This is a genomic window from Dysgonomonas gadei ATCC BAA-286 (assembly GCF_000213555.1).
GTDB lineage: Bacteria > Bacteroidota > Bacteroidia > Bacteroidales > Dysgonomonadaceae > Dysgonomonas > Dysgonomonas gadei.
The window spans coordinates 270,751-295,600 of the sequence record NZ_GL891980.1 but is presented as its reverse complement, the minus strand read 5'-3'; the positions used below and the strand labels follow the sequence as shown (position 1 = coordinate 295,600).

25 protein-coding genes are annotated in these 24,850 nt (G+C 40.6%); 16 read left to right on the top strand and 9 right to left on the bottom strand.

Translation table 11 applies throughout. The annotated features are described in order from the left end of the window. Positions 1–93: 93 nt before the first annotated feature. Positions 94–1,407, top strand: coding sequence for a ribosome biogenesis GTPase Der (der, locus tag HMPREF9455_RS05160; RefSeq protein WP_006798557.1), 1,314 nt, complete (start codon positions 94–96; stop codon positions 1,405–1,407). 68 nt (positions 1,408–1,475) lie between these two features. Here the strand turns inward: der and HMPREF9455_RS05155 are convergent, their stop codons facing one another. The 3 genes from HMPREF9455_RS05155 to HMPREF9455_RS05150 all read right to left on the bottom strand — a co-directional run bounded on the left by HMPREF9455_RS05155 (position 1,476) and on the right by HMPREF9455_RS05150 (position 3,362). Further along, on the bottom strand, positions 1,476–2,456 hold the full coding sequence (locus HMPREF9455_RS05155; protein WP_006798556.1) for a beta-ketoacyl-ACP synthase III: 981 nt from the start codon (positions 2,454–2,456) through the stop codon (positions 1,476–1,478). Between the two features lie 76 nt (positions 2,457–2,532). Next, positions 2,533–2,718, bottom strand: coding sequence for a 50S ribosomal protein L32 (rpmF, locus tag HMPREF9455_RS20965; protein ID WP_006798555.1), 186 nt, complete (start codon positions 2,716–2,718; stop codon positions 2,533–2,535). Positions 2,719–2,783: 65 nt separating this feature from the next. Next, the gene (locus tag HMPREF9455_RS05150) at positions 2,784–3,362 is read right to left on the bottom strand and encodes a YceD family protein (RefSeq protein WP_006798554.1); all 579 of its coding nucleotides are present in this window, start codon (positions 3,360–3,362) and stop codon (positions 2,784–2,786) included. A gap of 548 nt (positions 3,363–3,910) precedes the next feature. On the opposite strand from HMPREF9455_RS05150, the gene HMPREF9455_RS05140 reads away from it, so the two are divergent. Continuing rightward, entirely contained in the window at positions 3,911–4,174 is a 264-nt protein-coding gene (locus HMPREF9455_RS05140; protein ID WP_006798553.1) for a hypothetical protein, read from the top strand. A 78-nt stretch (positions 4,175–4,252) separates the two neighbouring features. Here the strand turns inward: HMPREF9455_RS05140 and HMPREF9455_RS05135 are convergent, their stop codons facing one another. The 6 genes from HMPREF9455_RS05135 to HMPREF9455_RS05110 all read right to left on the bottom strand — a co-directional run bounded on the left by HMPREF9455_RS05135 (position 4,253) and on the right by HMPREF9455_RS05110 (position 10,162). Further along, positions 4,253–4,969 carry a head GIN domain-containing protein gene (locus tag HMPREF9455_RS05135; RefSeq protein WP_006798552.1) on the bottom strand — a complete coding sequence of 239 codons (717 nt, stop codon included), beginning with the start codon at positions 4,967–4,969 and terminating at the stop codon, positions 4,253–4,255. A gap of 81 nt (positions 4,970–5,050) precedes the next feature. Then, the gene (locus tag HMPREF9455_RS05130) at positions 5,051–5,440 is read right to left on the bottom strand and encodes a DUF423 domain-containing protein (RefSeq protein WP_006798551.1); all 390 of its coding nucleotides are present in this window, start codon (positions 5,438–5,440) and stop codon (positions 5,051–5,053) included. Next, complete coding sequence (locus HMPREF9455_RS05125; protein WP_006798550.1) at positions 5,437–6,798, bottom strand: citrate synthase; 1,362 nt, start codon at positions 6,796–6,798, stop codon at positions 5,437–5,439. Before HMPREF9455_RS05125 ends, HMPREF9455_RS05130 begins: the two co-directional genes overlap by 4 nt. 45 nt (positions 6,799–6,843) lie before the next feature. Next, on the bottom strand, positions 6,844–7,284 hold the full coding sequence (locus HMPREF9455_RS05120) for a GNAT family N-acetyltransferase (RefSeq protein WP_006798549.1): 441 nt from the start codon (positions 7,282–7,284) through the stop codon (positions 6,844–6,846). Continuing rightward, a complete protein-coding gene (locus tag HMPREF9455_RS05115) occupies positions 7,281–7,883 on the bottom strand; it encodes a DJ-1/PfpI family protein (protein WP_006798548.1) in 603 nt (200 codons plus the stop codon). The genes HMPREF9455_RS05120 and HMPREF9455_RS05115 overlap by 4 nt, the downstream gene beginning before the upstream one ends. Before the next feature lie 14 nt (positions 7,884–7,897). After that, complete coding sequence (locus HMPREF9455_RS05110) at positions 7,898–10,162, bottom strand: aconitate hydratase (protein WP_006798547.1); 2,265 nt, start codon at positions 10,160–10,162, stop codon at positions 7,898–7,900. Between the two features lie 1,230 nt (positions 10,163–11,392). On the opposite strand from HMPREF9455_RS05110, the gene HMPREF9455_RS05105 reads away from it, so the two are divergent. From HMPREF9455_RS05105 to hisB, 14 genes are all read left to right on the top strand, one after another. After that, a complete protein-coding gene (locus HMPREF9455_RS05105; protein ID WP_006798546.1) occupies positions 11,393–12,616 on the top strand; it encodes a hypothetical protein in 1,224 nt (407 codons plus the stop codon). A gap of 383 nt (positions 12,617–12,999) precedes the next feature. Then, a complete protein-coding gene (locus tag HMPREF9455_RS20630) occupies positions 13,000–13,668 on the top strand; it encodes a helix-turn-helix transcriptional regulator (RefSeq protein ID WP_006798545.1) in 669 nt (222 codons plus the stop codon). Positions 13,669–14,377: 709 nt separating this feature from the next. Further along, the gene (locus HMPREF9455_RS05095; protein WP_006798544.1) at positions 14,378–15,424 is read left to right on the top strand and encodes a tetratricopeptide repeat protein; all 1,047 of its coding nucleotides are present in this window, start codon (positions 14,378–14,380) and stop codon (positions 15,422–15,424) included. An 18-nt stretch (positions 15,425–15,442) separates the two neighbouring features. Next, the gene (locus HMPREF9455_RS05090; protein ID WP_006798543.1) at positions 15,443–15,994 is read left to right on the top strand and encodes an RNA polymerase sigma factor; all 552 of its coding nucleotides are present in this window, start codon (positions 15,443–15,445) and stop codon (positions 15,992–15,994) included. 57 nt (positions 15,995–16,051) lie between these two features. Continuing rightward, a complete protein-coding gene (locus HMPREF9455_RS05085) occupies positions 16,052–16,390 on the top strand; it encodes a hypothetical protein (protein ID WP_006798542.1) in 339 nt (112 codons plus the stop codon). Between the two features lie 19 nt (positions 16,391–16,409). Then, entirely contained in the window at positions 16,410–16,892 is a 483-nt protein-coding gene (locus HMPREF9455_RS05080) for a hypothetical protein (RefSeq protein WP_006798541.1), read from the top strand. 262 nt (positions 16,893–17,154) lie between these two features. Continuing rightward, positions 17,155–18,009 (top strand): ATP phosphoribosyltransferase, encoded by an 855-nt coding sequence (gene hisG / locus HMPREF9455_RS05075; protein WP_006798540.1) that lies wholly within the window; start codon positions 17,155–17,157, stop codon positions 18,007–18,009. Beyond that, entirely contained in the window at positions 18,006–18,533 is a 528-nt protein-coding gene (locus HMPREF9455_RS05070) for a GNAT family N-acetyltransferase (protein ID WP_006798539.1), read from the top strand. Before hisG ends, HMPREF9455_RS05070 begins: the two co-directional genes overlap by 4 nt. 4 nt (positions 18,534–18,537) lie before the next feature. Then, entirely contained in the window at positions 18,538–19,815 is a 1,278-nt protein-coding gene (gene hisD / locus HMPREF9455_RS05065) for a histidinol dehydrogenase (protein WP_006798538.1), read from the top strand. Positions 19,816–19,826: 11 nt separating this feature from the next. Further along, entirely contained in the window at positions 19,827–20,879 is a 1,053-nt protein-coding gene (locus HMPREF9455_RS05060; RefSeq protein ID WP_157256591.1) for a serine hydrolase domain-containing protein, read from the top strand. Beyond that, entirely contained in the window at positions 20,869–21,753 is an 885-nt protein-coding gene (locus tag HMPREF9455_RS21730) for a GNAT family N-acetyltransferase (RefSeq protein WP_006798536.1), read from the top strand. The genes HMPREF9455_RS05060 and HMPREF9455_RS21730 overlap by 11 nt, the downstream gene beginning before the upstream one ends. Positions 21,754–21,850: 97 nt before the next feature. Further along, on the top strand, positions 21,851–22,429 hold the full coding sequence (locus HMPREF9455_RS05045; RefSeq protein WP_006798535.1) for a DJ-1/PfpI family protein: 579 nt from the start codon (positions 21,851–21,853) through the stop codon (positions 22,427–22,429). Positions 22,430–22,537: 108 nt separating this feature from the next. Beyond that, entirely contained in the window at positions 22,538–23,566 is a 1,029-nt protein-coding gene (gene hisC, locus HMPREF9455_RS05040) for a histidinol-phosphate transaminase (protein WP_006798534.1), read from the top strand. 1 nt (position 23,567) lies between these two features. After that, entirely contained in the window at positions 23,568–24,683 is a 1,116-nt protein-coding gene (gene hisB / locus HMPREF9455_RS05035) for a bifunctional histidinol-phosphatase/imidazoleglycerol-phosphate dehydratase HisB (protein ID WP_006798533.1), read from the top strand. Positions 24,684–24,850: the final 167 nt, after the last annotated feature.

Sequence of the window (24,850 nt, the reverse complement as noted above, 5' to 3'; positions counted from 1 at the left end):
ACGGTTTGTATTTTACAAGCCGTTTTTTATTTATCTCAGATTCCGATAAAAATGCGTACCTTTGCAGCAAAATTTAAAGAGTACAAGTATATTATGGGAAATTTAGTAGCTATAGTCGGTCGCCCCAATGTGGGTAAATCAACATTATTCAATCGTTTGACCGAAAGCCGGCAAGCTATTGTAGACGAAACTTCAGGAACAACCCGCGACCGCCAGTACGGAAAAACGGAATGGGGCGGCCAGGAATTCTCTCTGGTAGACACCGGAGGTTGGGTTGTCAATTCGGATGACGTATTCGAAAGCGAGATAAACAAACAAGTATCCATAGCAATAGAGGAAGCAGATGTTATCCTTTTCCTTGTGGATGTAATGAATGGGCTCACCGATCTGGATTCAAGTGTAGGCAATATGCTTCGCCGTTCCAAGAAACCTATCATATTGGTATCCAACAAGGCTGATAACTTTAACCTGCACCACCAATCGGCAGAGTTCTATGCTTTGGGGTTAGGAGATCCGGTAAACATTTCAGCCATCAACGGAGCAGGAACAGGAGACTTGCTGGATTTGATCATCACCAAGTTTACAAAGAAAAGTGAGGAAGAACACCTCGAAGACATTCCGCGTATAGCCATTGTCGGACGTCCGAATGCAGGAAAATCTTCTTTTGTAAATGCTCTGATGGACGAGGAACGGAATATTGTAACCAATATAGCAGGAACTACCCGTGACTCTATATATACCCGGTTCGACCGCTTCAATATGGATTTCTACCTTGTGGATACGGCAGGTATACGCAAGAAGGGAAAGGTTACCGAAGACCTCGAATACTATTCGGTTATCCGCTCCATTAAAGCGATAGAAAACTCAGATGTATGCGTGCTGATGCTCGATGCCACACAAGGTATAGAGAGTCAGGATTTGAATATATTCTCCCTGATTCAAAAAAACCGAAAAGGACTGGTTGTCTGTGTAAACAAATGGGACTTAGTGGAGAATAAGGAACAGATCGTTATCAAAACGTTCGAGCATGCTATACGCGAACGCCTGGCTCCTTTTACCGACTTCCCTATAATTTTTGCTTCGGCCGTAACTAAGCAAAGGGTGCTAAAAGTGCTGGAAACTGCTAAAGAAGTATTTGTCCGCAGAAAGACAAAGATACCTACTCACAAACTGAACGAGGTATTACTTCCTATCATCGAGCACACTCCACCGCCATCGAACAAGGGAAAATACATTAAAATAAAATATATCACGCAGTTACCTAACACACAGGTTCCCACGTTTGTATTCTTCTGCAATCTGCCACAATGGATCAAAGACCCTTACAAACGATTCCTGGAGAACCGGATACGGGACAACTGGGACCTGTCGGGTACACCCATCAATATTATTATCAGAGAGAAATAGAACCATATATTAAGCACAAAAAAAGGACAACCCATCAGGTTGTCCTTTTTTAATATTATGATTTTCTATCAATATGCCCATTTCAGATATAATGCACCCCATGTGAATCCGGCACCGAATGCTGCAAGGATGATATTATCTCCTTTTTTCAGTTTCGATTCCCATTCATACAGGCACACAGGAATAGTACCCGAACTAGTGTTGCCATATTTCTGTATATTCACCATCACCTTATCGGCAGACAATCCCATACGGTTACCTACAGCTTCAATGATACGGATATTCGCCTGATGAGGAACAAGCCATGCCACGTCCTCTTTCGACAAATTATTGCGTTCCATTATTTCTACGGAAGCGTCTGCCATCCGTGATACTGCATGCTTGAATACAACCTGACCTTCCTGATATACATAGTGCATATCATTATCCACAGTTTCGTGTGAAGCGGGATAAACCGAACCTCCACCACGCATATGCAGATGTGGTATCCCCACACCATCGATATGTAACGAGGAATCCATTATACCGACTTCTTCAGTAGTAGGTTCCAACATCACAGCTCCTGCGGCATCACCAAACAGAGGACAGGTAGTGCGGTCTTTGTAGTTGGTTATTGCGGTCATTTTATCTCCGGCAACCACCACCACTTTTTTGTATTGTCCTGAGCGAATGAAATTAGATCCGATTTCCAGTGCATAGATAAAACCTGAACATGCAGCCTGTATATCAAAACCTAAAGCATTTTTTATACCACAAGCTTCGGCTGTCATTGCTGCTGTAGACGGAAATATAAAGTCGGGAGTAGTGGTGGCAAAAATTACAACCTCAACTTCCTCCGGCTTCGTATTTGTTTTTTCCAACAACTCCTTTACTGCTTCGGCTCCCATAACAGAAGTGCCGAGACCTTTGCCTAATACATGACGTTCTTTGATACCTACACGCGACATAATCCATTCGTCGGTAGTATCAACTATTTTCGCTAATTCTTCATTGGTCAGAATATCCTTGGGGATATATGCGCCAATACCGGTAATTGCGGCTCGAATCATTATTATTTTCTGGTTTTGTGAGTACTTAATAAAAAAAATGCCCTATGCAGGGCCTGGAGTTTTAGTAAAATATAAATTAAACTGCAGCTCCTTTTTCTATAGCTAATTTGCCTCTGTAGTATCCGCACTCAGGACAAACTGTGTGGAATACATGCCAAGAACCACAATTAGAACATACAGCCAATGTAGGTGCAACTGCTTTGTCGTGAGTTCTTCTTTTAGCCGTTCTTGATTTCGACTGTTTTCGCTTCGGATGTGCCATTTTCTTGTTTTATTTAGTTATTTTTATTTATCTGAATTAGAAAAATCAATTTTCTATTATAGTATTCAATCTTCGTCTACAGGGACATCTTTAAGGCCATCCCAACGGGAATCGGTAAATGATGAATCATCTTCATCCAGTGATATATCATCATCTGAATCGTCGTCCGGATCATCATCTGCACTCTTAGCCCTATGTTTATTTAACTTAGAAGACATCGCTTTATTGCATGTGCCCGGAGGGTGTACCTTTTTGGCAGGCAGGCTCAATACAATAAACTCATATAAGAACCATGCAATATTAATCTCGCCGTCTTCTTCCGGTATAATGACTATTTCGTCACTCTCTTCCGAGTATTCTTTTCCGAATTTAACGATCAGCTTGTTCTTTGTATCAACATCCATCGGTATATCATCCAGACATCTGTCACATGGAACATGGACTGTTCCGGTTATATCAAAATTCAGTTCGAAAGTAACGGATGTCTTCTTCAAAGATACCACAACTTTCAAATCTCCCTTTTTAACGTCGGCTGTACCGTCGTCAATCAGAGCGAAAAAGCTTTTATCCAAGTCGTACCTGAACTCATGCTTTCCTTCCGACAAACCTCTGAGAGGTATATTATATAAGCTAAACTTTCCCACGTCTGTATATATAACTCAAAAAAGAACGGCGCAAAGGTACAAAGTTTTTTTTGAATTAAAGAATAAATAATTCAAGTTTTCAGAAATTGGCTTTATCAGGCTTTTCTTCCCTTTATTTTGTATTTCGAAAAGAGTAAAACCGTAATAAATTGTAAATATGAAATTCATTTATCTATACAGGAAAAGCTGCCAGCTTATACCTGAGCGCTCTTTGAAAGATTGATACGAGAATTTAAAGTTTAAAAATTGAAAATATGTAACAGTCTTTTCAGTCTTTTTATTTCCCTTCTTGGGACAAGGGAGCTTGTTCAATCTTTCAAAGAACACATAGCTTTCAGCTATATGCATAGATAAAGTTCTCTTGGAAATATCCGATGAATACCTGTTATATTTTAAATGGACGGTGAAAATGTGAAAATATATTGATAAATAAATTCGTTTGCATAAAAATATAGTGTTAAATTGACGCTTTGAATGAACAATTTATATCCCTTGTTCCTTTTAATTAATACACCATTTATGTTTCATCTTTTAAAGTGAAGGCCGCTATGAGATTACAAGGAACTTTAAGAGTTGGGGATATTTTATACAGAGTAGACCCCAAAAGATTGTCAGTAAAGGTATTCCGGATAAGTAATGCTGATGAGAAGCAGCAGATACCGACCACTCATGAAAACTTCGTGATGGAGAAGAAAGAGTCGAGATCATTTCCGATACCTGTTGAGAAGTTCCCGTTTGAGTTTAAAGGCTTATTGTATTTTTTGACAGAAGATGATGCGAATCATTACATCAAGACTCAGATAGGAATGTGAAGCCTCCTAAAAAAACAAAAGGCCGTGAAATCATTTGTTTTTTACGGCCTTTTTATTTTGAGATATACTATTACTCTATTACTGTACTTTAACAACCTTTCCCGAGCCTGAGATGGCCTGGTCTACCTGTGCATTACCTTTGTATTGTACATTGCCGCTGCCCGATACTCTTACAGTCAGCAACTTTTCGGCATATACGGAGAAATTACCGCTACCTGATACGGAACATGTAACCGTGTCGGCTTGCATATCCATCGTATTTGTTTTGCCGCTACCTGATATACTGCTTTCTATCCGGTTTGCTTTACCGGTCATTGTAATATCTCCTGAGCCGGAAACTTTTGTAGTCACGCTTTGTGCTACGATGCTGTCACCAAGGATATTCGCACTACCCGAAACAGACAACACCAAGTCGGTAGTTTCCAGTTTACCTTTGATGTGGAGCTTGATAGAACCGCTGGCGCTCACCCGGGCCAGAGCTGACGAATTGGTATAAATATTATATTTGGTAGGGCTCACATTTTCCTTATTTCTGATAGAAAGAATGCCATCATTGGATTCTACAATCAGCAGAGGAAAAATATTTTCATCTGTTTCTATCCTTAGATATGGTGCGGCATCTGGTTTTTGCTCATAAACAATGCTTGAGCCTCCGCTAAATTCTATCTCCTTGTAATCTGAGATATTGACTTCATTCTCTGTTATGTTTCCGTTTCCTCTCACCGAATTGAATGAACAGGACTGGGCGCTTAAAACTAATAGCGTAATACCGATTGTGTACAATAGTGTTTTCATCTTAATATTCTTTTTTGAAATGATTATTTATAGGTATGACGCATCCCTTTCTAATTTGGTTACATCAAAATGGAAAAAATATCAGAAAATTTTATTTTTAATAAAAAATATAATCAATAACAGCCATCCTGCAATCAGGAATAATCCTCCCAGAGGCGTTACCGGGCCTAAGAAACGCAGGTTTATACCCCAATGTCCGGCAAAGGATAAAAAGTAAATGCTGAATGAAAAAAGTAGGACTCCTGTAATAATACAGATAGCAGCCCATTTCTCCAGTGGCGATGTAAACGACAAGGTTAGGCCTATAACCAGTAATACGATGGCATGGTACATCTGATAACGTACTCCGGTTTCGAAACTGATAAGTTTTTCCGGTGTGAGTATGTCTTTAAATGCATGTGCGCCGAATGCTCCCAGTATTACCGAGAGCATACCGTATATAGCAGCGATAATTAATACCGTTTGTTTCATTTTCTATCGGCAATAGGTATATATTCTTTTATGTCGGCGGCATTCTTGTATGCTGGGCGGATAATGCGCTTTTGCTTGAAGTTGAGTTCTTCGATCCGGTGGGCACACCAGCCCACGATACGCGCCATCGCAAACAATGGAGTGTATATTTCCTGAGGCAGGCCTATCATATCGTATACGAAGCCCGAATAGAAGTCCACATTGGCACATACCTGCTTGTTGACATTCTTTCCTTTCTTCTCCATAAAGTTGAGGATAGCTCTTTCTTCAAGTAATTTGTAGAAATTATATTCTTCTTCCCGTCCTTTCTCTATAGCAAGGTCGCGTGCCATTTCTTTGAGCAGCATGGTTCGCGGGTCGGATATTGTATATATGGCATGTCCTATGCCATAAATAAGGCCTGTTTTGTCATAAGCTTCTTTGTTCAATATTTTTAGCAGATAGGAGTCTACTTCTTCAACGCTTGTCCAGTCTTTCACATTGGCCTTAATGTTTTTCATCATATCGATGACTTTCAGGTTTGCGCCTCCATGCAGAGGTCCTTTCAGTGAACCTATACCCGCAGCGATGGCAGAATAGGTATCCGTGCCTGTCGAACTGGTGACACGTACCGTAAAGGTGGAGTTATTACCTCCCCCGTGATCGGCATGTACCATAAGCGCGAGATCGAGGATTTTCACATCCAACTGTGTATAGTGGTGTCCTTTCATCATATACAGGAAGTTTTCGGCAAGTGATAGGTTCGCTTGCGGATGTCTGATATGGAGAGACTTGCCGTTGCTGTGCCTTAATGCATTGTGTGCATAGGCGATAATGGTAGGGAAAGTGGCAACAAGGTTCAGCGATTGGCGTATCAGGTTTTCGGGGGTGGTTTCATCCGGTTTGTCGTCGAATGTATATAATTCGAGTACACAACGGGAAAGATAATTCATAATGTCACTTCCTACGAGGTCGAGTATATGCATTACAATCTTCGGTTTCAGATCCATAATGCAGCTCATCAGTTCCGAGAATTCTTTCAATTCTTCCTTTTTAGGCATATTTCCCGAAAGGATAAGATAGACTACCTCTTCAAATCCCAGCCTGTTTTCTTTTTGGGCACCCCTGACTATGTCTTCGAGGCTGATTCCCCTGTATATAAGTTTGCCGGGGATCGGTGTCAGCTTGCCATCCTCACTGCGCTCATATCCCACAACGTCGCCCACTTTGGTAAGTCCTACAACTACCCCGGTATGGTCTTCGTTTCGAAGGCCACGTTTTACATTCATTTTCTGGAACAGTTCGGGGTCGAAGTTACTAGTTACCCCCACTGTTGCCGATATCTTATCCACTATTTCCTTATCCAGTAATCTCTCCATAGTATATTTTGTTATATGGTTTATATTTTGAGTTTAAATTATGGCTTAAAATAATAAGTCACAATTTCGTTCCACTTCATTAATTGTCGCACCCAGACCCTCATAAAACTTTATCGCAGGATGGTTCCATTCCGAAACCTGCCAGCGCAGGCCATTACAGCATTCTTCTTTAGCATAAGCGATCACTTCATTGATAAGGAGTGTACCTATGCCCTTTCCTCTGTATGCCTGCCTGATATATAAGTCATCCATGTACAGGGATTTACCTGTCCATGTATAATAAGCGAAGAAGTAAGTCGCATACCCGATAATGGAGCCATCCTTATCCCTGGCTACAAAGCCGTGAAAATAATTCTTTTCTTTTAGCATTTGTCCGACCGAATTAGTCATCTTTTCAGGTAATTTTTCAAAGGTGGCAAATTCCAGAAAGAGGGAGACCAACTCTTCAAAATCGGATTCCATTATGGGTTGTATATCTATATTCATTTAATCTGCTGATTGCAAAAGTTATCGGTGCTTTCATCTTCCTGCCAATTGTATTCTATCCTGAAAGCTATCTTCCGGGCTTCTTCTGTCCCCAGCGTGTCGCGAATAAAGCCTAAAGCCATATCCATTCCGGCACTGACGCCCGATGAGGTATAATACTTGCCGTCTTTTACCCAGCGTGCCTGCTTTATCCAGTTTACTTTGGATGAGGCACTTTCCACCCAGCCGAAAGCGCGTTTGTTTGATGTCGCGCTTCTGCCGTCCAGTAAACCGGTTTTAGCTAATAATGCACTACCCGTGCAAACAGTAAGAGTATATTGACTGCTGCCGGCTAACGTACTTATCTTCTCTATAAAGACCGGATTGTCTATTTCCTTTCGTGTGCCCGTTCCTCCGGGAATAAGCAGTATATCTGTTTCCTCCGGCGTTAATGATTCTATCGGATCGGTTTTTATTTCAATATTGTCCGTGTTGCGGATAAGGCCTCCGGTTTCAGAATAATATCTGATTGTACTACCTTCAACCTTACCGAATATTTCCACAGGCCCGAATACATCGAGTGTTTCAAAACCGGGAAAAAGAAGTATATTGAAAACCATGCAGACTCCGGTTATTATTGTTTCATATAATTCAGGGCACTGCCTGCCTTAAACCATTCTATCTGCGTATCGTTGTAGGTATGGGCTACCTCGAACGATTCTTTTTCACCGTTTTTATGGGTGAGTTCGACGGTAAGGCTCTTTCCCGGTCTGAAATCGGTTAGCCCTCGTATGCTTATTTTATCATCTTCGCGTACCTTGTCATAATCATTCTTATCGATAAAGGTAAGGGCAAGCATACCTTGTTTTTTGAGATTGGTTTCATGTATGCGGGCAAAAGACTTTACAAGTATAGCCTTCACATTCAGGAACCGGGGTTCCATTGCTGCGTGTTCACGGGATGAGCCTTCCCCGTAGTTTTCTTCAGCCACTACGACAGATCCAAGCTCTTCCGCTTTGAATTTCCGGGCAAGTTTAGGAACTGCGATATATTCACCGGTTTCCACATCCAGAACAGTGTTTGTTTTGTCATTGAATGCATTGACAGCTCCTATCAGCATATTGTCGGATATATTATCCAGATGTCCGCGGAAACGTAGCCACGGGCCGGCCATCGAAATGTGGTCGGTAGTACATTTGCCTTTTGCTTTTATTAATAGCGGCTGGGCGGTTATATCTTTTCCGTCCCAAGCAGGGAACGGTTTCAGCTCTTGCAGGCGTTGCGAATCGGGGGCTATTTTTACTTCAATTTTTGAACCGTCCGCTGCCGGAGCGATAAACCCGTCATCATCTTTCTTGTATCCGTTTGGCGGTAGTTCATATCCCTGAGGTTCCTGTAGTTTTACATGTTCCCCGTTTTCATTTACCAGTGTATCCGTCATCGGATTGAAGCATAGATCTCCGGCAATGCTGAGTGCCGCCACAATTTCCGGTGATGTAACAAAGGCATGGGTATTCGGATTACCGTCGTTCCGTTTGGCAAAATTACGGTTAAACGATGTTACGATTGAATTGGGACGCTCTGGGTTGTCCGACTCCCTTTTCCATTGTCCGATACACGGGCCGCAGGCGTTTGCCATAATAGTTGCCCCCGCTTCTTCAAAGACCGGTAATATACCATCCCTTTCGGCGGTATAGCGTACCTGTTCCGAGCCGGGATTGATTATAAATTGAGCTTTTACTTTTATATTTTTCTTTTTGGCATCAGCGACGATCGATGCCGCACGCGACATGTCTTCATATGAAGAGTTTGTACATGAGCCGATTAGGCCCACTTCCATCTTTTGCGGATAACCGTTTTCTTTTACCGCTTTGGCAAACTGAGAAATAGGATGTGCCGCATCGGGTGTAAAAGGTCCGTTTACATATGGTTCGAGTGTGGATAAATCTATTTCAATTATCTGGTCAAAATATTTTTGCGGATTACTTGCTATCTCCGCATCAGGTTGCAGATGTTCCATTATCTTATCAGCCAGTTCTGCCACGTCACTGCGGAAGGTAGCTTTAAGATATTCGGACGATTTTTTGTCATAGGGGAAAATGGATGTTGTTGCACCTACTTCCGCACCCATATTGCAAATAGTACCTTTACCAGTGGCTGATAATGAAGCGGTGCCTTCACCGAAATATTCGATAATGGCGTTTGTCCCACCTTTCACGGTGAGTATACCTGCCAGTTTCAGTATGACGTCTTTGGGAGAAGCCCAACCCGACAATTTTCCGGTCAGTTTTACCCCGATGATTTTCGGCATTTTCAGTTCCCAGGGCATTCCCGCCATTACATCTACCGCATCGGCTCCTCCTACGCCTATGGCTACCATACCCAGTCCTCCGGCGTTTGGAGTATGCGAGTCTGTCCCGATCATCATCCCGCCGGGGAAAGCATAGTTTTCGAGTACCACCTGATGGATGATACCTGCGCCGGGTTTCCAGAAACCGATTCCGAATTTATCGGATACGTTGCTCAGAAAGTCAAAGACCTCTTTGTTTGTAACTTCGGCAGTGTTCAGGTCTTCCTTTGCCGATTTATATGCCTGTATCAGGTGGTCGCAGTGTACTGTCGATGGTACAGCTACTTTTGTGCGTCCCGAATTCATCAATTGCAACAGGGCCATTTGTGCAGTAGCATCCTGCATGGCAACCCTGTCCGGTGAAAAGTTCACATAATCTGTTGCGCGTACAAAATCCTTAATGGATTCATCTTTAGATAGATGTGCGTATAGGATTTTTTCGGACAGTGTCAAAGGGCGTTTCAGTTTGTTTTTAGCCTCTTCAACCTTTGATGGGTAGGATTCGTAGAATCTGCGAATCATATCTATATCAAAAGTGCTACTTTTCATTATAATTGAAGTTTTTAGTTAATTTCTAATTTCCCTGAACTAACAAAAATAATAAAAATATTCTATGAAATGACGTCTTTTATATTACATTCCTATTTCGGCTAATTCTAAAACCCGACAAATCTGATGTTTGTCTTTCTGTTTTTAATCGATTGTTGTTTGGTGATAATTTTGTGTTTTAGGGCTTTATGTGTGGATATTTGCAACTTTTTGTTTTAAAAAGTAAGACATATTGAAATTTGATAATCCGCTGGTGTGAGAGATTCTATTTATCATTGATAGAAAAATAAGATAGGAACTTCACTTATTCTTCCCTTTATTAGTTCGGTCTGGAATATCTCTTTACCTTCTGGAGTTGCTAAGCTGAGTAGTAATATTCCCTTTGCCGGGTGACAACAGCCTGTATTCATTATTAATGCCAATCAGTAGTTCAAGTAACTATTGTAGTATAAAATTGTTCTATTATTTTCTGCTTCACTTTGTTGCGCTTAAACGTTCATTTTGGCATTGCCCAAAACGAACCAAAAGGCTAGCGCTTCTGTTGAGTCGCCTACGCTCCTCGATTTTCAATTCCTCGGCGACCCAAAACCGTTTTGCCGTCTGAATCAAACACACGGGCTATCGCCCCGTTTGATTCTACGCCGCCTGCAACGGATTGGGTACCCCGCCTGCGTCACTAATGCGCAAGGGCTGACGCACGCGGAGCTAAAGCCTGAAAAGACACAGTCTTGTCGCCGCATCGCGATAACGGCCTCGTCCCTCAGGCGCGTTAGAAAAAATAGAACATTAAATCTCAACTACTGATTCGCATTATTTAGAGAAAGAATAAATGAAGGGAGAGAACTTAGTAGTCTTGTCTTTCCGTAGACAGATATCGGAATAAAAGTTAAGGATGAATTTTAAACAAGAGGTGGGCGCTTAATACGTAAAAAAAGTACACGAATATGTAATTTAATCTTATGTGACAAGGGTAAATATATTTAATAATAATATCTATATTTGTCTAATGCCCATTCGATTTTTAATCCGGAATATCCAGATTGGATTCTAAATCCAAAAATGGAAGTAGTTACTTAACAATCTACCAAAAAATTATAGTCAGATGCCCAATGACGAAGGTTCATATATTTAGAAGCTGACAATATAACTCAAACAGCTTCTTAGATTAATATCTATTATTTACGGCCCATATTGATATTCGAATATTAACTTAACCTAATTTTCAGCCCAATGAGAAACTACTATTCTTCTATCCGAAATCAAATTACGAATAAGCGTAATATCTTCTTGTGTTTTTCTTTTATTTCACTGTTTTTCTTCATTTCCTGTAGCGAAGATCCGGATATAAATCCGTATTCGCTTGGTGATGTGACCAGTCAGGTCGTCGAACTTGGCAACCCTCTAAAGACCAGGTATGCGGACGGTACCCAGCGCGTCTATGCCCGTAATGTATGGGATATGTATGCTTATCATGGCAAGATATATTTCGGCGGAGGAAACTCGTCCAACAATCCTCCCGCATCCAATGCGGGAAGAGCCGACCTGTGGACCTTCGATCCGGTATCGCAGAAATTTGCCGTGGAATATACTGTCGACGAAGAACAGATACACCTGATTCGTGAGTTCGATAACGAACTTTATCTCCCTGGACATGATTCGCGGGAGAGTTGGAGTTTGGGTAATTTTTACCGGCTGGAGTCCGGAGCCTGGAAAAAATACCGAACGATTCCCAATGGTGTACATGTATATGATATTTACAAGTATGGTAACAGACTTTATGCAGCCATCGGGCCGAATGGTAATTCCGCCATACAGGTCTCGTCAGATAACGGGCTAACATGGAACAATTCCGGCAAGACTATAATCGGTTCGCGGATTTATACATTGGTACCCCTGGCAGGTGCCCTGTATTCGAATTTCAACTGGATTTACTGTCCCGGGGAAATGAGTGATTTCGTTTTTTTACCACAGAAGGATCGCCCGCTTTTCACGGCGGGCATCAATGTCGGCGGGGAAACCCGTATGGAACGTGCCGTAGTATTTAACGGGCGCACTGTTTATATCATAGGTCATACATATAACGATCATCAATACAAGCCGGTGGCACTTATGTGCGCACGCGGTCACAGCGATATATCCCGTTTGTCTTTGCCGGAGGAGGCATTACCGAGGGATATACTGATTAAAGGTGAATGGTTGTTGGTACTGGCATCCATCCGGACGGGCGATGAAGTTTACAAAAATATCGTACTGGCAACACGGAATATCGACACCGATCCTGTGGAATGGACTACTCTATTTCATTTTACAGCTCCTGCCTTTGCCCGCTCATTTGAATACCTGAACGGAAAATTTTATTTTGGGTTGGGCTGCGATGCTGAGGAGCTTACGGCTACTACATGGCTTTCTCCGGTTACCGGTAATATTTTAAGTGTTGAATATATAGATTTATAACATTTCTATTGAGACAGGGGATTGAACCGGATCTATTTCCCCTGTCCTTTTGTATTCTTAACCTGGTACAGTTATCAGACAATAAATCTTGTTTGCAAAAACAGAAAACCAGAGCTTCCCTGCGACAGGAATTAAGAAGCTGTTTGAGTTATAACGAAGTAATTAGACTATTATAAGCGTAGTGTTTCGGTGTAGCCAACAGAAGGAGGCCGCCGCAGCGCGATCTGCCCCTTACCTCTAAAATGTTAAAATTTTGTATGGATAGAAATTCCGTTTATCTATAAAGAAACTGATTAGCAAATTAGCAAATTTGTAAATAGCGCAAAGCGATATACCCGGAATTCATTTGCTAATATGCTAATATTCAAATTAAAAAATTTATTATGGCAAAGTACAGTACGGAATTGACAGAAAAGATTGTAAGCCTGCTTGAAGACGAATTTTTCACCGTGTCGCAGGTATGTAAGGCAACAGGCATCAGCCGTGAGACATATTATTGCTGGATGAATACCAAAGGCGATTTCCGCAGCGAAGTGGAACAGGCGGTAGCGCGCCGCGAAGCCGAACTGATGACGATGATGCATGCTTCGCTGAAAAAGAAACTTGAAGGCTATTACACCACGGTAGAAAAAGACATCTATGTCCCCGATGGGCATACAGGCGAACTTGTTTTCAAGCAAAAGACAGTTACGAAGAAGGAATGCCCGCCCGACCTTCGCACAATAAAGATGCTGCTTGACAGACAGGATAAGAATAGCCCCTCCCGGCCTCCCCGGGGGGATGAGAAAGCCGCTAAAAAATGCACAATGAAGGATGAAGCCGGAACTCTGGAAAAAATAGAAAAAGCAGATAATAGTATAGATCAAAAACCGGCGGAAGAAATATTGGAAACCTGCGCGGAGGCCATCACAGAGTTCCCCCCGAAAAACGGACATATAAAAAAGGATATGCAAGTACTTACATCTTCACAGAAAAGAAAGGCCGAACACAAAAAGAAGAAAAATATGACAACCGAAAAAATTAAGAAAACTGTCAGATGTGTCAGGTTTTAACAAAAACAGATAAGTCATGCGAATCAGTAGTTAAAGCAATTATTGTAGAATAAAATTGTTCTATTTTATCTAACGTGCCGTCCGGCTTGTTTTTCATTTTGCCTTGATGCAAAACGAAACAAAAAATCAAGGCTGCATCCCTCCGGTGACCCAACATCGCAGCTCCGGTGGGGCAAAATAATACGGAGTCATCTTTAGCCGGATTATCAGTCGTGTATAGCAGCCATCCTATTTTGCCCTACACCTCCGCTTTACGGATTGGGTACCCCGCCTGCGGGATGAGGTCGGAATCGCGATGCGGCGACAGAACAGAGTCTTTCATGCTTTAGCCCTACGTGCGTCAGCCCTCGCGCATTAGTGACGCAGGCGGGGTACCCAATCCGTTGCAGGCGGCGTAGAATCAAACGGGGCGATAGCCCGTTTGTTTGATTCAGCCATCAAAACGGTTTTGGGTCGCCGAGGAGCGGAGCGCTAGCCTTTTGGTTCGTTTTGGGCAATGCCAAAATGAACATTTAAGCGGAACAAAGTGAAGCTGAAAAGAATTGAACGTTTCTATCCTACAATAATTGCTTTAACTACTGATTGGTATAGTCATATAATTCAAACAGCTTCTTAAACCTTCCTTCTATAAAATTGTCAAAGAATCTGAACAGAGAATGTATTTATAGAGTATTTTCTTACTTTTGTATTTTTAAAAAGTAAATATTGCATGAGAAACGGCTTAATTATATTATTCTTATTATTCACAACTTTAACAATATATTCACAACCATCTTCCGAAAAATTAATAAGGCAGGGTGTGGCATTGCATGATAAAGGGCGTTATAAAGAGGCAATTGCCTGTTATGAAGAAGCACTGAAAGTGAACCCAACATCAATGTCGGCTGTTTATGAAATGTCATTATCATACTTACAACTTAAAGATTATGATAAAGCCATTCGCAACAGTACAAAAGTGATTACGGCTAATTTTCAACCTTTATTGATGGATGCATATATTGTAAAAGGTACGGCACTGGCAAATCAGGATAAAATGGGGGATGCTCTTAAAATCCTTAATGAAGCATTAGAGAAATGCGGCGATGAATATTTACTGCATTTCAATCTGGGTTTGTGCTACTTCAATAATAAAGATAATCGTATGGCTGTTCAGCATCTGCGGAAAGCGATTGAAATAGATGCCACTCATTCCAGTGCATTTTTGCTTTATGCCTATGCTTTAAATGATTTGGGGCGCTGGGTACAAAGTTTTTATGCATTCCATTTCTTCTTGTTGCTGGAGCCTAATACAGAACGTTCGAAAGATGCATTCGGAGAGATGTTTGATATAGTTTCGGCAAAAATTGATCCGGGTTCGGAAAAATTATCACCCGAGGATGGCGTAGATAGGCGTTATCTTTATGATTTGATACAAAAGCAAAAGACAGGGGCCACAGATGATATTTCACAATACACATTTTTTGTAGAATCGTCTAAATTGATATTTTTCACATTGGCCCAGATGCAAAATGATTCTCAGAATGGTCTGTTATGGTATTTTTTTGTGCCTACCTATGAGGAGATTCTGGGCTCGGGACATTTCGATACCTATTGCCGCTATGTGAGTGTCGCTTATTTTCCCGAATCACTTAAATGGTGGGAGAATAATAAGACGCATGTTGATAACTTTATCGAGTGGTTCGAAAACGGGCAGGGCGGAATGGAAGAAGACGCCTATTTTGGAGATGATTCCGATCTGGAGGATAGCGGTCAATAAATAAGGATTTTGAAATAAATGTTACAGGATACAGAGAATAACTTACTAGAAAGGCTGCATGACCCCAAAACCCAGCAGGTTGCCTTTTCTGAACTTGTAAAAGAGTTTAGCGAGGTGCTTTATTGGCAGATCCGTAAAATAGTACTTAGTCATGACGATGCTAATGATGTCCTTCAGAATACCCTTATCAAAGTCTGGACCAGCATCGAGAATTTCAGAGGGGATTCCAAACTGTCGACATGGCTCTATCGCATAGCGATAAACGAAGCAATTACATTTTTGAATAAACAACGAGCACAAAATAATATATCGATGGACGATGCAGATACATTTCTTATCTCACGTCTCGAAGGTGATGAATATTTTGATGGAGACGAAGCGCAACTTAAATTGCAGAAAGCGATATTGACACTTCCTGAAAAACAACGTATCGTTTTTAACATGAAGTATTTCGATGAAATGAAGTATGAAGATATGTCGGATATACTGGAAACCTCGGTTGGTGCCCTGAAAGCATCATATCACCATGCAGTGAAAAAAATTGAAGATTTTTTATCTACTGACGATTAAACCTTTTTATCTATTTACAGTCTATAGTATAGATGGAGTTATTAAAGAATAGTAGTTATGTTGGATAATTTTGACAAAAAGAAGAGTCCATTTAAGGTTCCCGATAATTATTTCGAGAATTTTAATGCTGAAATAATGGGTAAACTTCCTGAAAAAGAAATAGAAAAAAGGAAGATTGTCCCGTTGTGGAAAAAGGTGTTGCCTTGGACAGCAGCGGCAGCCGTATTTTGTGGAGTCATATTTTCAACGGGAATACTGAATCAAAAAACGACAGCCGAACCTGAGCCTGTTGTAGCTTCTGCTATGGCTTCCTCTTCAGAAGAAGAAGATTATTATTTGTTTCTTGAGGATGAAGTGGCAAGAGCTAAATACAGGGATGTGATGTATAGTAATTAAACCAAAAAACGATGTTTATATGAAGTTTAGAAGTATTCTGGTCTTATTGATTCTTGCAGTGTTTACAACACTCTCAATAAAAGGCCAGGGTCTGAAGCGAGGCGGTTTTGATATAGAAACTATAAAGAAAGAAAAAGCAGCTTTCCTGATAAAAGAGTTGGAGCTGACAGATGCCGAAGCCAAGGTTTTTATCCCTTTGGAGTCGGAGTTTATGTCCAGAAAGTTTGCAGTAAACAGGGATGCACGCCGGGAAACCCGTGCGTTGAATGAGAAATCTAACAAAACTGAAGAAGATTACCAACGTATAACCAAATTGAATTTGGAATCGGAAAAACGGGAGGCTGAGCTTCAGATAGAATATTACAAAAAATTTGGAGAGGTATTATCTGCTCAGAAGATTGAGAAATATCGGGCGGTGGATATGAAATTCAAAGAACATATGCTAAAAAAGATCGAAGAGCGCAGAAAAGGAAACCCGCATCGACAAGGACAAAAAAAATAATTTGACATAAAGTTTGTTTTATTGCGAAAAATATATACTTTTGTTTTTGTAAAGATTATAATTATGTACAATAAAGCACATCATCATCATTTTATATTACTGCCAATCGGTAAGTAACGTATCTTGATGTGATGATAGCGAAGATATAGTAAGAGCTTACCTGATAAGGGTAGGCTCTTTTTTTGTTTTTCAGTTTACAGATATTTGGTTGTCTACTTCCAATCTTTAAATATTGAAATTATTAAATCTTGAAATATATATTATGGTATTAAGAATTGCAGTACAATCGAAAGGTCGATTATTTGAGGAAACGATGGAGCTTCTGCAGGAAGCAGGTGTAAAATTGAACAATATTAAGCGTACATTGCTTGTCCCGGCAAAAGGGTTTCCTGTAGAAATACTTTTCTTGCGCGACGATGATATTCCCCAGGCAGTAGCAACGGGAGTTGCCGACATAGGAGTGGTGGGAGAGAATGAATACATGGAAAAAAATGAGGACGCAGAAGTTATTAAACGGCTGGGCTTTAGTAAATGCCGCCTCTCCCTGGCTATACCCAAAGATGAAAATTATGAGGACATAAAATGGTTTGAAGGAAAAAAGATCGCAACTTCTTATCCTTTTATCCTGAATAAATATATGAAAGAGCAAGGGATTAATTCCGATATACATATTATTACAGGTTCGGTAGAGATTTCACCGAGTATCGGATTATCGGATGCAATTTTCGACATTGTCAGCTCCGGAGGTACACTTGTCAGTAACCGGTTGAAAGAAGTAGAAGTGATTATGCAATCTGAAGCTTTGCTGATTGCAACAAAGAATCTTTCGCAAGAAAAGAAAGATATCCTTGACGAATTGATATTCAGAATTGAAGCAGTGCAAACCGCAACTGATAAAAAATATGTACTTTTGAATGCGCCCGAAGATAAATTGAGCGAAATTATTGATATTCTTCCCGGAATGCGTAGTCCTACTGTGACTCCGTTGGCAACAAAAGGTTGGTGTTCGGTGCAATCAGTAGTGGAAGATAAGCGTTTTTGGGAAGTGATCAGTAAGCTGAAATCCTTGGGTGCAGAAGGAATACTGGTGTTACCAATCGAAAAAATGATATTATGATACAGGTTTCGGACGATATAGTTTTATATCCGTTGTCAGTGGATGATATTTTTAAGATTTTCAATACGTTGAATAACGAACGTGAATATATGCGCGAATGGCTGCCCTTTGTAGATTCGACAAAAGAAGTAGAGGATACCGCCAGCTTTGTAAATCATGTTTTACAGACGGCAGATAAGCAGTTTACCATTTATTTTCAGGAACAATTTGTAGGCTTAGTCGGCTTTAAAGATACTGATTCGATCAATAAAAAGATCGAAATAGGCTACTGGCTATCTCAATATGCGCAAGGGAAAGGTATTATGGTACATTCTGTCAGAAAATTGCTTCAATGTGCTTTTTCCGAAATGGATATAAACCGCATACAGATAAAAGTGGCAGTAAACAACCACAAAAGCAGACGGATACCTGAAAAGCTGGGCTTTCAGCTGGAGGGGATTGAGCGTGATGGTGAATTGCTCGTTGATAATGTATTTACTGATATTGCAGTATATAGTTTATTGAAAAAAGAATACAAAGGTTAGACAAATGCAGATAATAAGATATCCGGAACGTTTGGAATGGGCTTCTATATTGGTTCGCCCCCAATTTGATACATCTTCGTTGAATAATACAGTGAGTGCGGTGCTTGCCGATATAAGGGGGAGAGGAGATAAGGCTATTCTTGAATATGAAGAAAGGTTTGATAAAGTGAAACTTTCTTCGTTAACAGTAACCCGCGAAGAAATAGAGGCTTCCGAATCTTTAGTTTCTGAAGAATTGAAAGCGGCTATTCGTTTGGCAAAAAGGAATATACAAACTTTTCATCGCAGTCAGATTTTCGAAAGTAAGAAAATTGAGACTATTCAGGGAGTTACATGCTGGCAGAAAGCTGTAGCTATAGAAAAGGTCGGCTTATATATTCCGGGGGGGACAGCACCCTTGTTTTCCACAGTGCTTATGCTTGCTGTTCCTGCAAAGATTGCGGGCTGTAAAGAAATCGTACTTTGTACTCCACCGAATAAAGAAGGTAAAATACATCCGGCAATACTTTTTGCCGCACAGGAAGCCGGAGTAGATAAGATATTCAAGATAGGGGGGATACAGGCCATCGGAGCCATGGCCTATGGTACCCAAAGTGTGCCGAAAGTATATAAGATATTCGGGCCCGGCAACCAGTATGTAATGGCGGCTAAACAACTTGTAAGCCTTCGCGATGTTGCTATAGATATGCCTGCCGGACCCTCGGAAGTGCAGGTAATAGCTGATGATACGGCAAACCCGGCATTTGTAGCGGCGGATTTATTATCTCAGGCAGAACATGGAGCTGACAGTCAGGTGATACTGACTACTACGAGCGAACGGTTTATTGCAGATGTGTTGCAGGAAATAGAGCAGCAATTGGTTGAATTACCCCGTCGTGAAATAGCGGAAAAGGCTTTGCAGAATAGTAAACTTATTCTGTTAAAAGACAACAATGAAATAATAGATATGACGAATCAATATGCGCCGGAGCATCTGATTATAGAAACATCCGATTATATGGATATTGCGGATGATGTCATTAATGCAGGTTCGGTCTTTCTCGGGCATTATACGCCTGAAAGTGCAGGTGATTACGCTTCGGGGACGAATCATACTTTGCCTACCAACGGTTATGCAACAGCTTATAGCGGTGTAAACCTGGATAGCTTTGTCAAGAAAATCACTTTCCAGAAAATCACAAAAGACGGTATACGTAATCTGGGTCCGGCAATAGAAGTGATGGCGGAGAATGAGGAATTATATGCGCATAAAAATGCTGTAACATTACGGTTGAAAGAATGACATCATATAGAATGAGAATAGTATTATTAATAGCTGTTAGTATAACAATTATAATTTTCAGTCTTTCTTGTAAAAGTGTGAACTCCGAGTCGTCTAAAGTCGCTGCGGCAATTGACTCTTTAATGAATCAGTCGGGTAAGCCGTTTAACGGGATTATTTTGATTGCTAAAGAAGATAAACCCGTTTTCTTCCGGATGTATGGGTTTTCAGATTTGGATAATAAAGTGCCTTTTAAGAAAGAAGACCAATTTGTTATAGGTTCGGTCAGTAAGCAGTTTACGGCAGCAATTGTAATGCAGTTATATGAAAAAGGATTGATCGATTTGCATATTCCCATACGGGCTTATTTGCCGGATTTGCCTATGGCATGGGCCGATACAGTGACAACTCATCACTTACTCTCTCATACACATGGTATTATTGCTTTGGATCAGCCTGTGAAATTTTCTGCCGGGAGCCAATATGATTATTCCCAAATAGGATACGATTTATTGGCAAAGATTTCTGAAAAAGTATCGGGTAAGTCATTTAATGAGTTATCTGCCGAATTATTCAGAAGCTGTGGAATGAATAATACCTTCCATCCCGATAGGAAAGAATATCGGAATCTGGTGAAAGGTTATGACGAAAATGAAAATAAAGCGTTGATCTACTCAGATGAGAGTTTAAAGCAATATCCGGCTGCGGGAGCTTTTATTTCATCCGCTTTCGATTTATTGTTATGGAATCAATACTTTTTTGGAGACAGGTTGTTGAAGCCGGAGACATTGGCATTAATTACAGAGAAAAAAGAGAAAGCAGTAAGAGACCATCCCATATTCGGGTATACAGAATATGGCTATGGCATCACTGTTGCCAACGGGAATAATATAATACAATGGGGACAAACAGGTTATGCTCCCGGATTTGTATCGATGAATTTCTATTTTCCGCAAACAAAAACGAGTGCGATTGTTTTGGAAAATGTATGTTATAGTACTGACGATATTAAAGAGACATTTTTTTATCATAATGCGATTTTAGATATTATAAAAGAGCAGCAAAAAAACGGTAATGAATTTTAAGATAATCGAATACCAGACAGACGAGTATCAAGAGATGCTAGCCCTCCGCACAAGAATATTGAGGGAACCGCTCGGCTTAATTTTTACCGATCAAGATATAAAAATGGACAAGGATGATATGCTTCTGGGACTTATTTTGCCTGAAAAACAAAAGATGGTCGCTTGCTGTATCCTTACCCGTATTGATGATAAGGTTGTCAAAATGCGACAAATGGCTGTAGACACAGACGTGCAAAAAAGCGGACTGGGTACAAGTATGCTCTCTTTTGCCGAATATGTGGCCGAGAGGGAAGGTTTTGAAAAAATCGTGCTGCATGCCCGCAAGGTCGCTGTGGATTTTTATCGGAAATATGATTATAAAATAATAGGAGATGAATTTACGGAGGTGGGTATTCCTCACTTTGAAATGGAAAAGCAAATAAAAATGGAAAAAGAAAAACAACAGGTAATTGACGAAGTTTCGAAATATATCGATATTACACTTACTCCTTTTGGTAATCCGCAGCGTGGTGTGATCGATGTAGAAAAGCGTGACCCTATGTACGGCGGGAATGGTGTGGTATATATGCTCTCTGTCTTTGAGAAAGGAGAGTTGGTAAACAACCGCATCGGTACATATATGGTTCTGCTGAATAAGGGTGATCAGGCGGGGTTTCATGAGCATGGAACCAAAAAAGAGCAGGAACTGTATGTGCTTGTACATGGTGAAGGAGAATATATAGAACGGGAAGGCCAGGATAAAATAACAAGGAAATTTAACCTGAAAAAAGGAAATGTGACATCTATACAGGGTGATGATAATTACCATTCTATCATCAATACCGGAGATGAACCGTTGATCATATTTGTGGTGACGACATACGAAAAGGCCTGATTAATTATTTTTTACTATCGGAACCTGTTCAATTTTAACAATTATCCTTATATTTAGGCTAGTTTATTAATTGTCGAATATCTAAATCTATTGTATTATGGGTAAAAGAATATTGATGCTTGCAGGCGATTTTGTTGAAGATTATGAATTAATGGTTCCTTATCAGGCTCTTTGCAGTATTGGCTTTCATGTCGATGTAGTATGTCCGGGAAAGAAAGCCGGGGATCAGGTAGCAACAGCAATACACGATTTTGTTGGTTTCCAGACGTATGTGGAATTGAGAGGCCACAATTTTACACTGACAAAGAGTTTCGACAGTGTGAAACTGGAAGATTATGCCGGGCTTTATATCACAGGTGGGCGTGCTCCTGAATATATTCGTCTCGACCCTAAGGTGATAGAATACACACGCTATTTCTTTGAAAAGAATTTGCCTGTAGCTGCTATTTGTCACGGCATTCAGATACTGACAGCCGCCAATGTGGTAAAAGGACGTACATTGACTTGTTATGTAGCCGTAGGCCCGGAAGTAACATTGGCCGGTGGTAATTATAAAGATATTCCGGCAACGGAAGCTGTTACAGACGGTAATTTGACAACTTCCCCTGCATGGCCGGGACATCCTGCTATATTAAGGGAGTTTTATAAATTGCTGGGAGTAAGGGTAGAACTATAAATAGTCAGCTTTTGCAGGCTGATTGAAGATAAATAGTTTTAATGTCCTTTGTGCTAAGTTTTTGATTTGTGCAAAGGGCATTGATTTTAAATGATAATTGAATAAATAATGAATCTGCAACAATTAGTCCGCAAGAATGTATGGAATATGAAGGCCTATTCTTCGGCCCGTGACGAGTTTAAAGGGGAGGCTTCCGTATTTCTGGATGCAAATGAAAATCCATTAAACGATAAGTACAACCGTTATCCCGACCCATTGCAATGGGCATTGAAAGAAAAAATATCGAAAGTAAAAGATATTCAGCCGGAGAAGATTTTCCTGGGCAATGGGAGTGATGAACCCATAGACCTTGTCATTCGTATATTTTGCGAGCCCCGTATAGATAATATTGTGGCTATCGATCCTACATACGGTATGTATCAGGTGTGTGCCGATGTAAACGATGTGGAATATCGCAAAGTATTACTGAACAGCAATTTTGATCTTGATGCCGGTACACTGTTGGAAAAGACCAATGAGAATACAAAATTGATATTCCTTTGCTCTCCAAATAACCCGACAGGTAATTTGCTGAACAGAAAAGAAATAGAAAAAGTATTGAATTCTTTTTCCGGTATTGTAATCGTAGATGAAGCCTATATCGATTTTGCATCTGAAAAAACATGGCTGAATGATTTAGAAAAATATCCGAATCTGATAGTTTTGCAAACATTTTCCAAAGCATGGGGATTAGCCGCTGTCCGTTTGGGGATGGCTTTTGCGTCACCGGAAATTATCAAACTATTCAATAAGGTAAAGTATCCGTACAATGTAAATATTCTCACACAGAACTTTGTGAAAGGGGAACTGGATAAACTGGAATTGAGGAAAGAATGGATTCAAATCCTACTGAAAGGGCGTGACTTTCTGAATGAAGAATTGATAAAACTCCCTTTTGTAGAGAAAATATATCCGACCGATTCTAATTTTATATTGGTCAGGGTTACAGATGCAAACGGATTATATAAGCATCTGGCCGATAAGGGCGTGATTGTACGCAATCGTAATTCGGTATCTCTCTGTGCAGGCTGTCTGCGTATTACTGTCGGTACAGATGAGGAAAATAAGATATTGATAGAGACTTTGAGAAATATTTGAAATGAAGAAAAGAGCATTATTTATAGATCGTGACGGAACAATTGTGATAGAGCCACCGGTAGATTACCAACTGGATAGCCTTGAAAAACTGGAGTTCTATCCCAAAGTTATCCGTAACCTTTACTTTATCCGTAAAAATCTGGATTTCGAGTTTGTTATGGTAACCAATCAGGATGGGTTGGGGACCGTGTCGTTTCCCGAGCATACATTCTGGCCGGCACATAATCTGATGCTGAAAACATTGCAGGGTGAAGGGATTACTTTCGACGATTTACTTATCGACCGCAGCTTTCCCGAAGATAATGCACCTACCCGGAAACCCCGTACAGGGCTATTGGGTAAGTATATGAATGAAGAATATGACCTGGCGCATTCATTTGTAATCGGCGACCGTCTGACCGACGTGGAGCTGGCAAAGAACTTGGGGGCGAAAGCTATATTTTTACGTGACAATATGGATATTCCTTCCGGATTACAAGATACTTGTGTATTGCAGACTGCCGACTGGGATGTTGTCAGCGAATTTCTTTTTGCAGGAGAGCGAAAGGCTGAAATAAAGCGTACAACTAAAGAAACGGATATTTATATCGCCTTGAATCTGGATGGAAAAGGTATTTGTGATATAACTACCGGTCTTGGATTCTTTGACCATATGCTCGATCAGATAGGCAAGCATTCGGGTATGGATCTAACCATAAGAGTAAAGGGTGACCTTAATGTTGACGAACATCATACTATCGAAGATACTGCAATTGCTCTCGGTGAAGCCTTATATAAGGCTTTTGGCGATAAACGCGGTATAGAACGGTATGGATATTATCTTCCAATGGATGATTGCCTGTGCTCGGTGGCTCTTGATTTTGGCGGGCGTGCATGGTTGGTTTGGGATGCCGATTTTCAGCGCGAACGGGTGGGGGATATGCCTACCGAAATGTTCCTGCATTTCTTTAAATCGTTGAGTGATTCGGCAAAGATGAACCTGAATATAAAAGCGGAAGGAACAAACGAGCATCACAAAATAGAAGGTATATTCAAAGCTTTTGCCCGTGCCGTTAAGATGGCAAAGAAGCGGGATATTTTCAACTATGAACTTCCATCTACCAAAGGAGTAATCTGACTTATTGGTTATTTTGATAAGGTCGCAGACCTTTTTATTACTTTGCTAAGTAAAATAATAATCGTAAGTTATGATTAGGGAATATATCATTAAATTCTATCCGATGCTTACAATAAATAAACGCTAATCTCTGTTTTTATAGAAACATTAACTTCTAATTTTTCATT

Bases quoted from the DNA above. Each gene is read 5' to 3' on its own strand.
- der (WP_006798557.1), top strand. From the start codon at position 94: ATGGGAAATTTAGTAGCTATAGTCGGTCGCCCCAATGTGGGTAAATCA.
- HMPREF9455_RS05155 (WP_006798556.1), bottom strand. From the start codon at position 2,456: ATGATTCGAGCCGCAATTACCGGTATTGGCGCATATATCCCCAAGGAT.
- rpmF (WP_006798555.1), bottom strand. From the start codon at position 2,718: ATGGCACATCCGAAGCGAAAACAGTCGAAATCAAGAACGGCTAAAAGA.
- HMPREF9455_RS05140 (WP_006798553.1), top strand. From the start codon at position 3,911: ATGAGATTACAAGGAACTTTAAGAGTTGGGGATATTTTATACAGAGTA.
- HMPREF9455_RS05135 (WP_006798552.1), bottom strand. From the start codon at position 4,969: ATGAAAACACTATTGTACACAATCGGTATTACGCTATTAGTTTTAAGC.
- HMPREF9455_RS05130 (WP_006798551.1), bottom strand. From the start codon at position 5,440: ATGAAACAAACGGTATTAATTATCGCTGCTATATACGGTATGCTCTCG.
- HMPREF9455_RS05125 (WP_006798550.1), bottom strand. From the start codon at position 6,798: ATGGAGAGATTACTGGATAAGGAAATAGTGGATAAGATATCGGCAACA.
- HMPREF9455_RS05120 (WP_006798549.1), bottom strand. From the start codon at position 7,284: ATGAATATAGATATACAACCCATAATGGAATCCGATTTTGAAGAGTTG.
- HMPREF9455_RS05115 (WP_006798548.1), bottom strand. From the start codon at position 7,883: ATGGTTTTCAATATACTTCTTTTTCCCGGTTTTGAAACACTCGATGTA.
- HMPREF9455_RS05110 (WP_006798547.1), bottom strand. From the start codon at position 10,162: ATGAAAAGTAGCACTTTTGATATAGATATGATTCGCAGATTCTACGAA.
- HMPREF9455_RS05105 (WP_006798546.1), top strand. From the start codon at position 11,393: ATGAGAAACTACTATTCTTCTATCCGAAATCAAATTACGAATAAGCGT.
- HMPREF9455_RS20630 (WP_006798545.1), top strand. From the start codon at position 13,000: ATGGCAAAGTACAGTACGGAATTGACAGAAAAGATTGTAAGCCTGCTT.
- HMPREF9455_RS05095 (WP_006798544.1), top strand. From the start codon at position 14,378: ATGAGAAACGGCTTAATTATATTATTCTTATTATTCACAACTTTAACA.
- HMPREF9455_RS05090 (WP_006798543.1), top strand. From the start codon at position 15,443: ATGTTACAGGATACAGAGAATAACTTACTAGAAAGGCTGCATGACCCC.
- HMPREF9455_RS05085 (WP_006798542.1), top strand. From the start codon at position 16,052: ATGTTGGATAATTTTGACAAAAAGAAGAGTCCATTTAAGGTTCCCGAT.
- HMPREF9455_RS05080 (WP_006798541.1), top strand. From the start codon at position 16,410: ATGAAGTTTAGAAGTATTCTGGTCTTATTGATTCTTGCAGTGTTTACA.
- hisG (WP_006798540.1), top strand. From the start codon at position 17,155: ATGGTATTAAGAATTGCAGTACAATCGAAAGGTCGATTATTTGAGGAA.
- HMPREF9455_RS05070 (WP_006798539.1), top strand. From the start codon at position 18,006: ATGATACAGGTTTCGGACGATATAGTTTTATATCCGTTGTCAGTGGAT.
- hisD (WP_006798538.1), top strand. From the start codon at position 18,538: ATGCAGATAATAAGATATCCGGAACGTTTGGAATGGGCTTCTATATTG.
- HMPREF9455_RS05060 (WP_157256591.1), top strand. From the start codon at position 19,827: ATGAGAATAGTATTATTAATAGCTGTTAGTATAACAATTATAATTTTC.
- HMPREF9455_RS21730 (WP_006798536.1), top strand. From the start codon at position 20,869: ATGAATTTTAAGATAATCGAATACCAGACAGACGAGTATCAAGAGATG.
- HMPREF9455_RS05045 (WP_006798535.1), top strand. From the start codon at position 21,851: ATGGGTAAAAGAATATTGATGCTTGCAGGCGATTTTGTTGAAGATTAT.
- hisC (WP_006798534.1), top strand. From the start codon at position 22,538: ATGAATCTGCAACAATTAGTCCGCAAGAATGTATGGAATATGAAGGCC.
- hisB (WP_006798533.1), top strand. From the start codon at position 23,568: ATGAAGAAAAGAGCATTATTTATAGATCGTGACGGAACAATTGTGATA.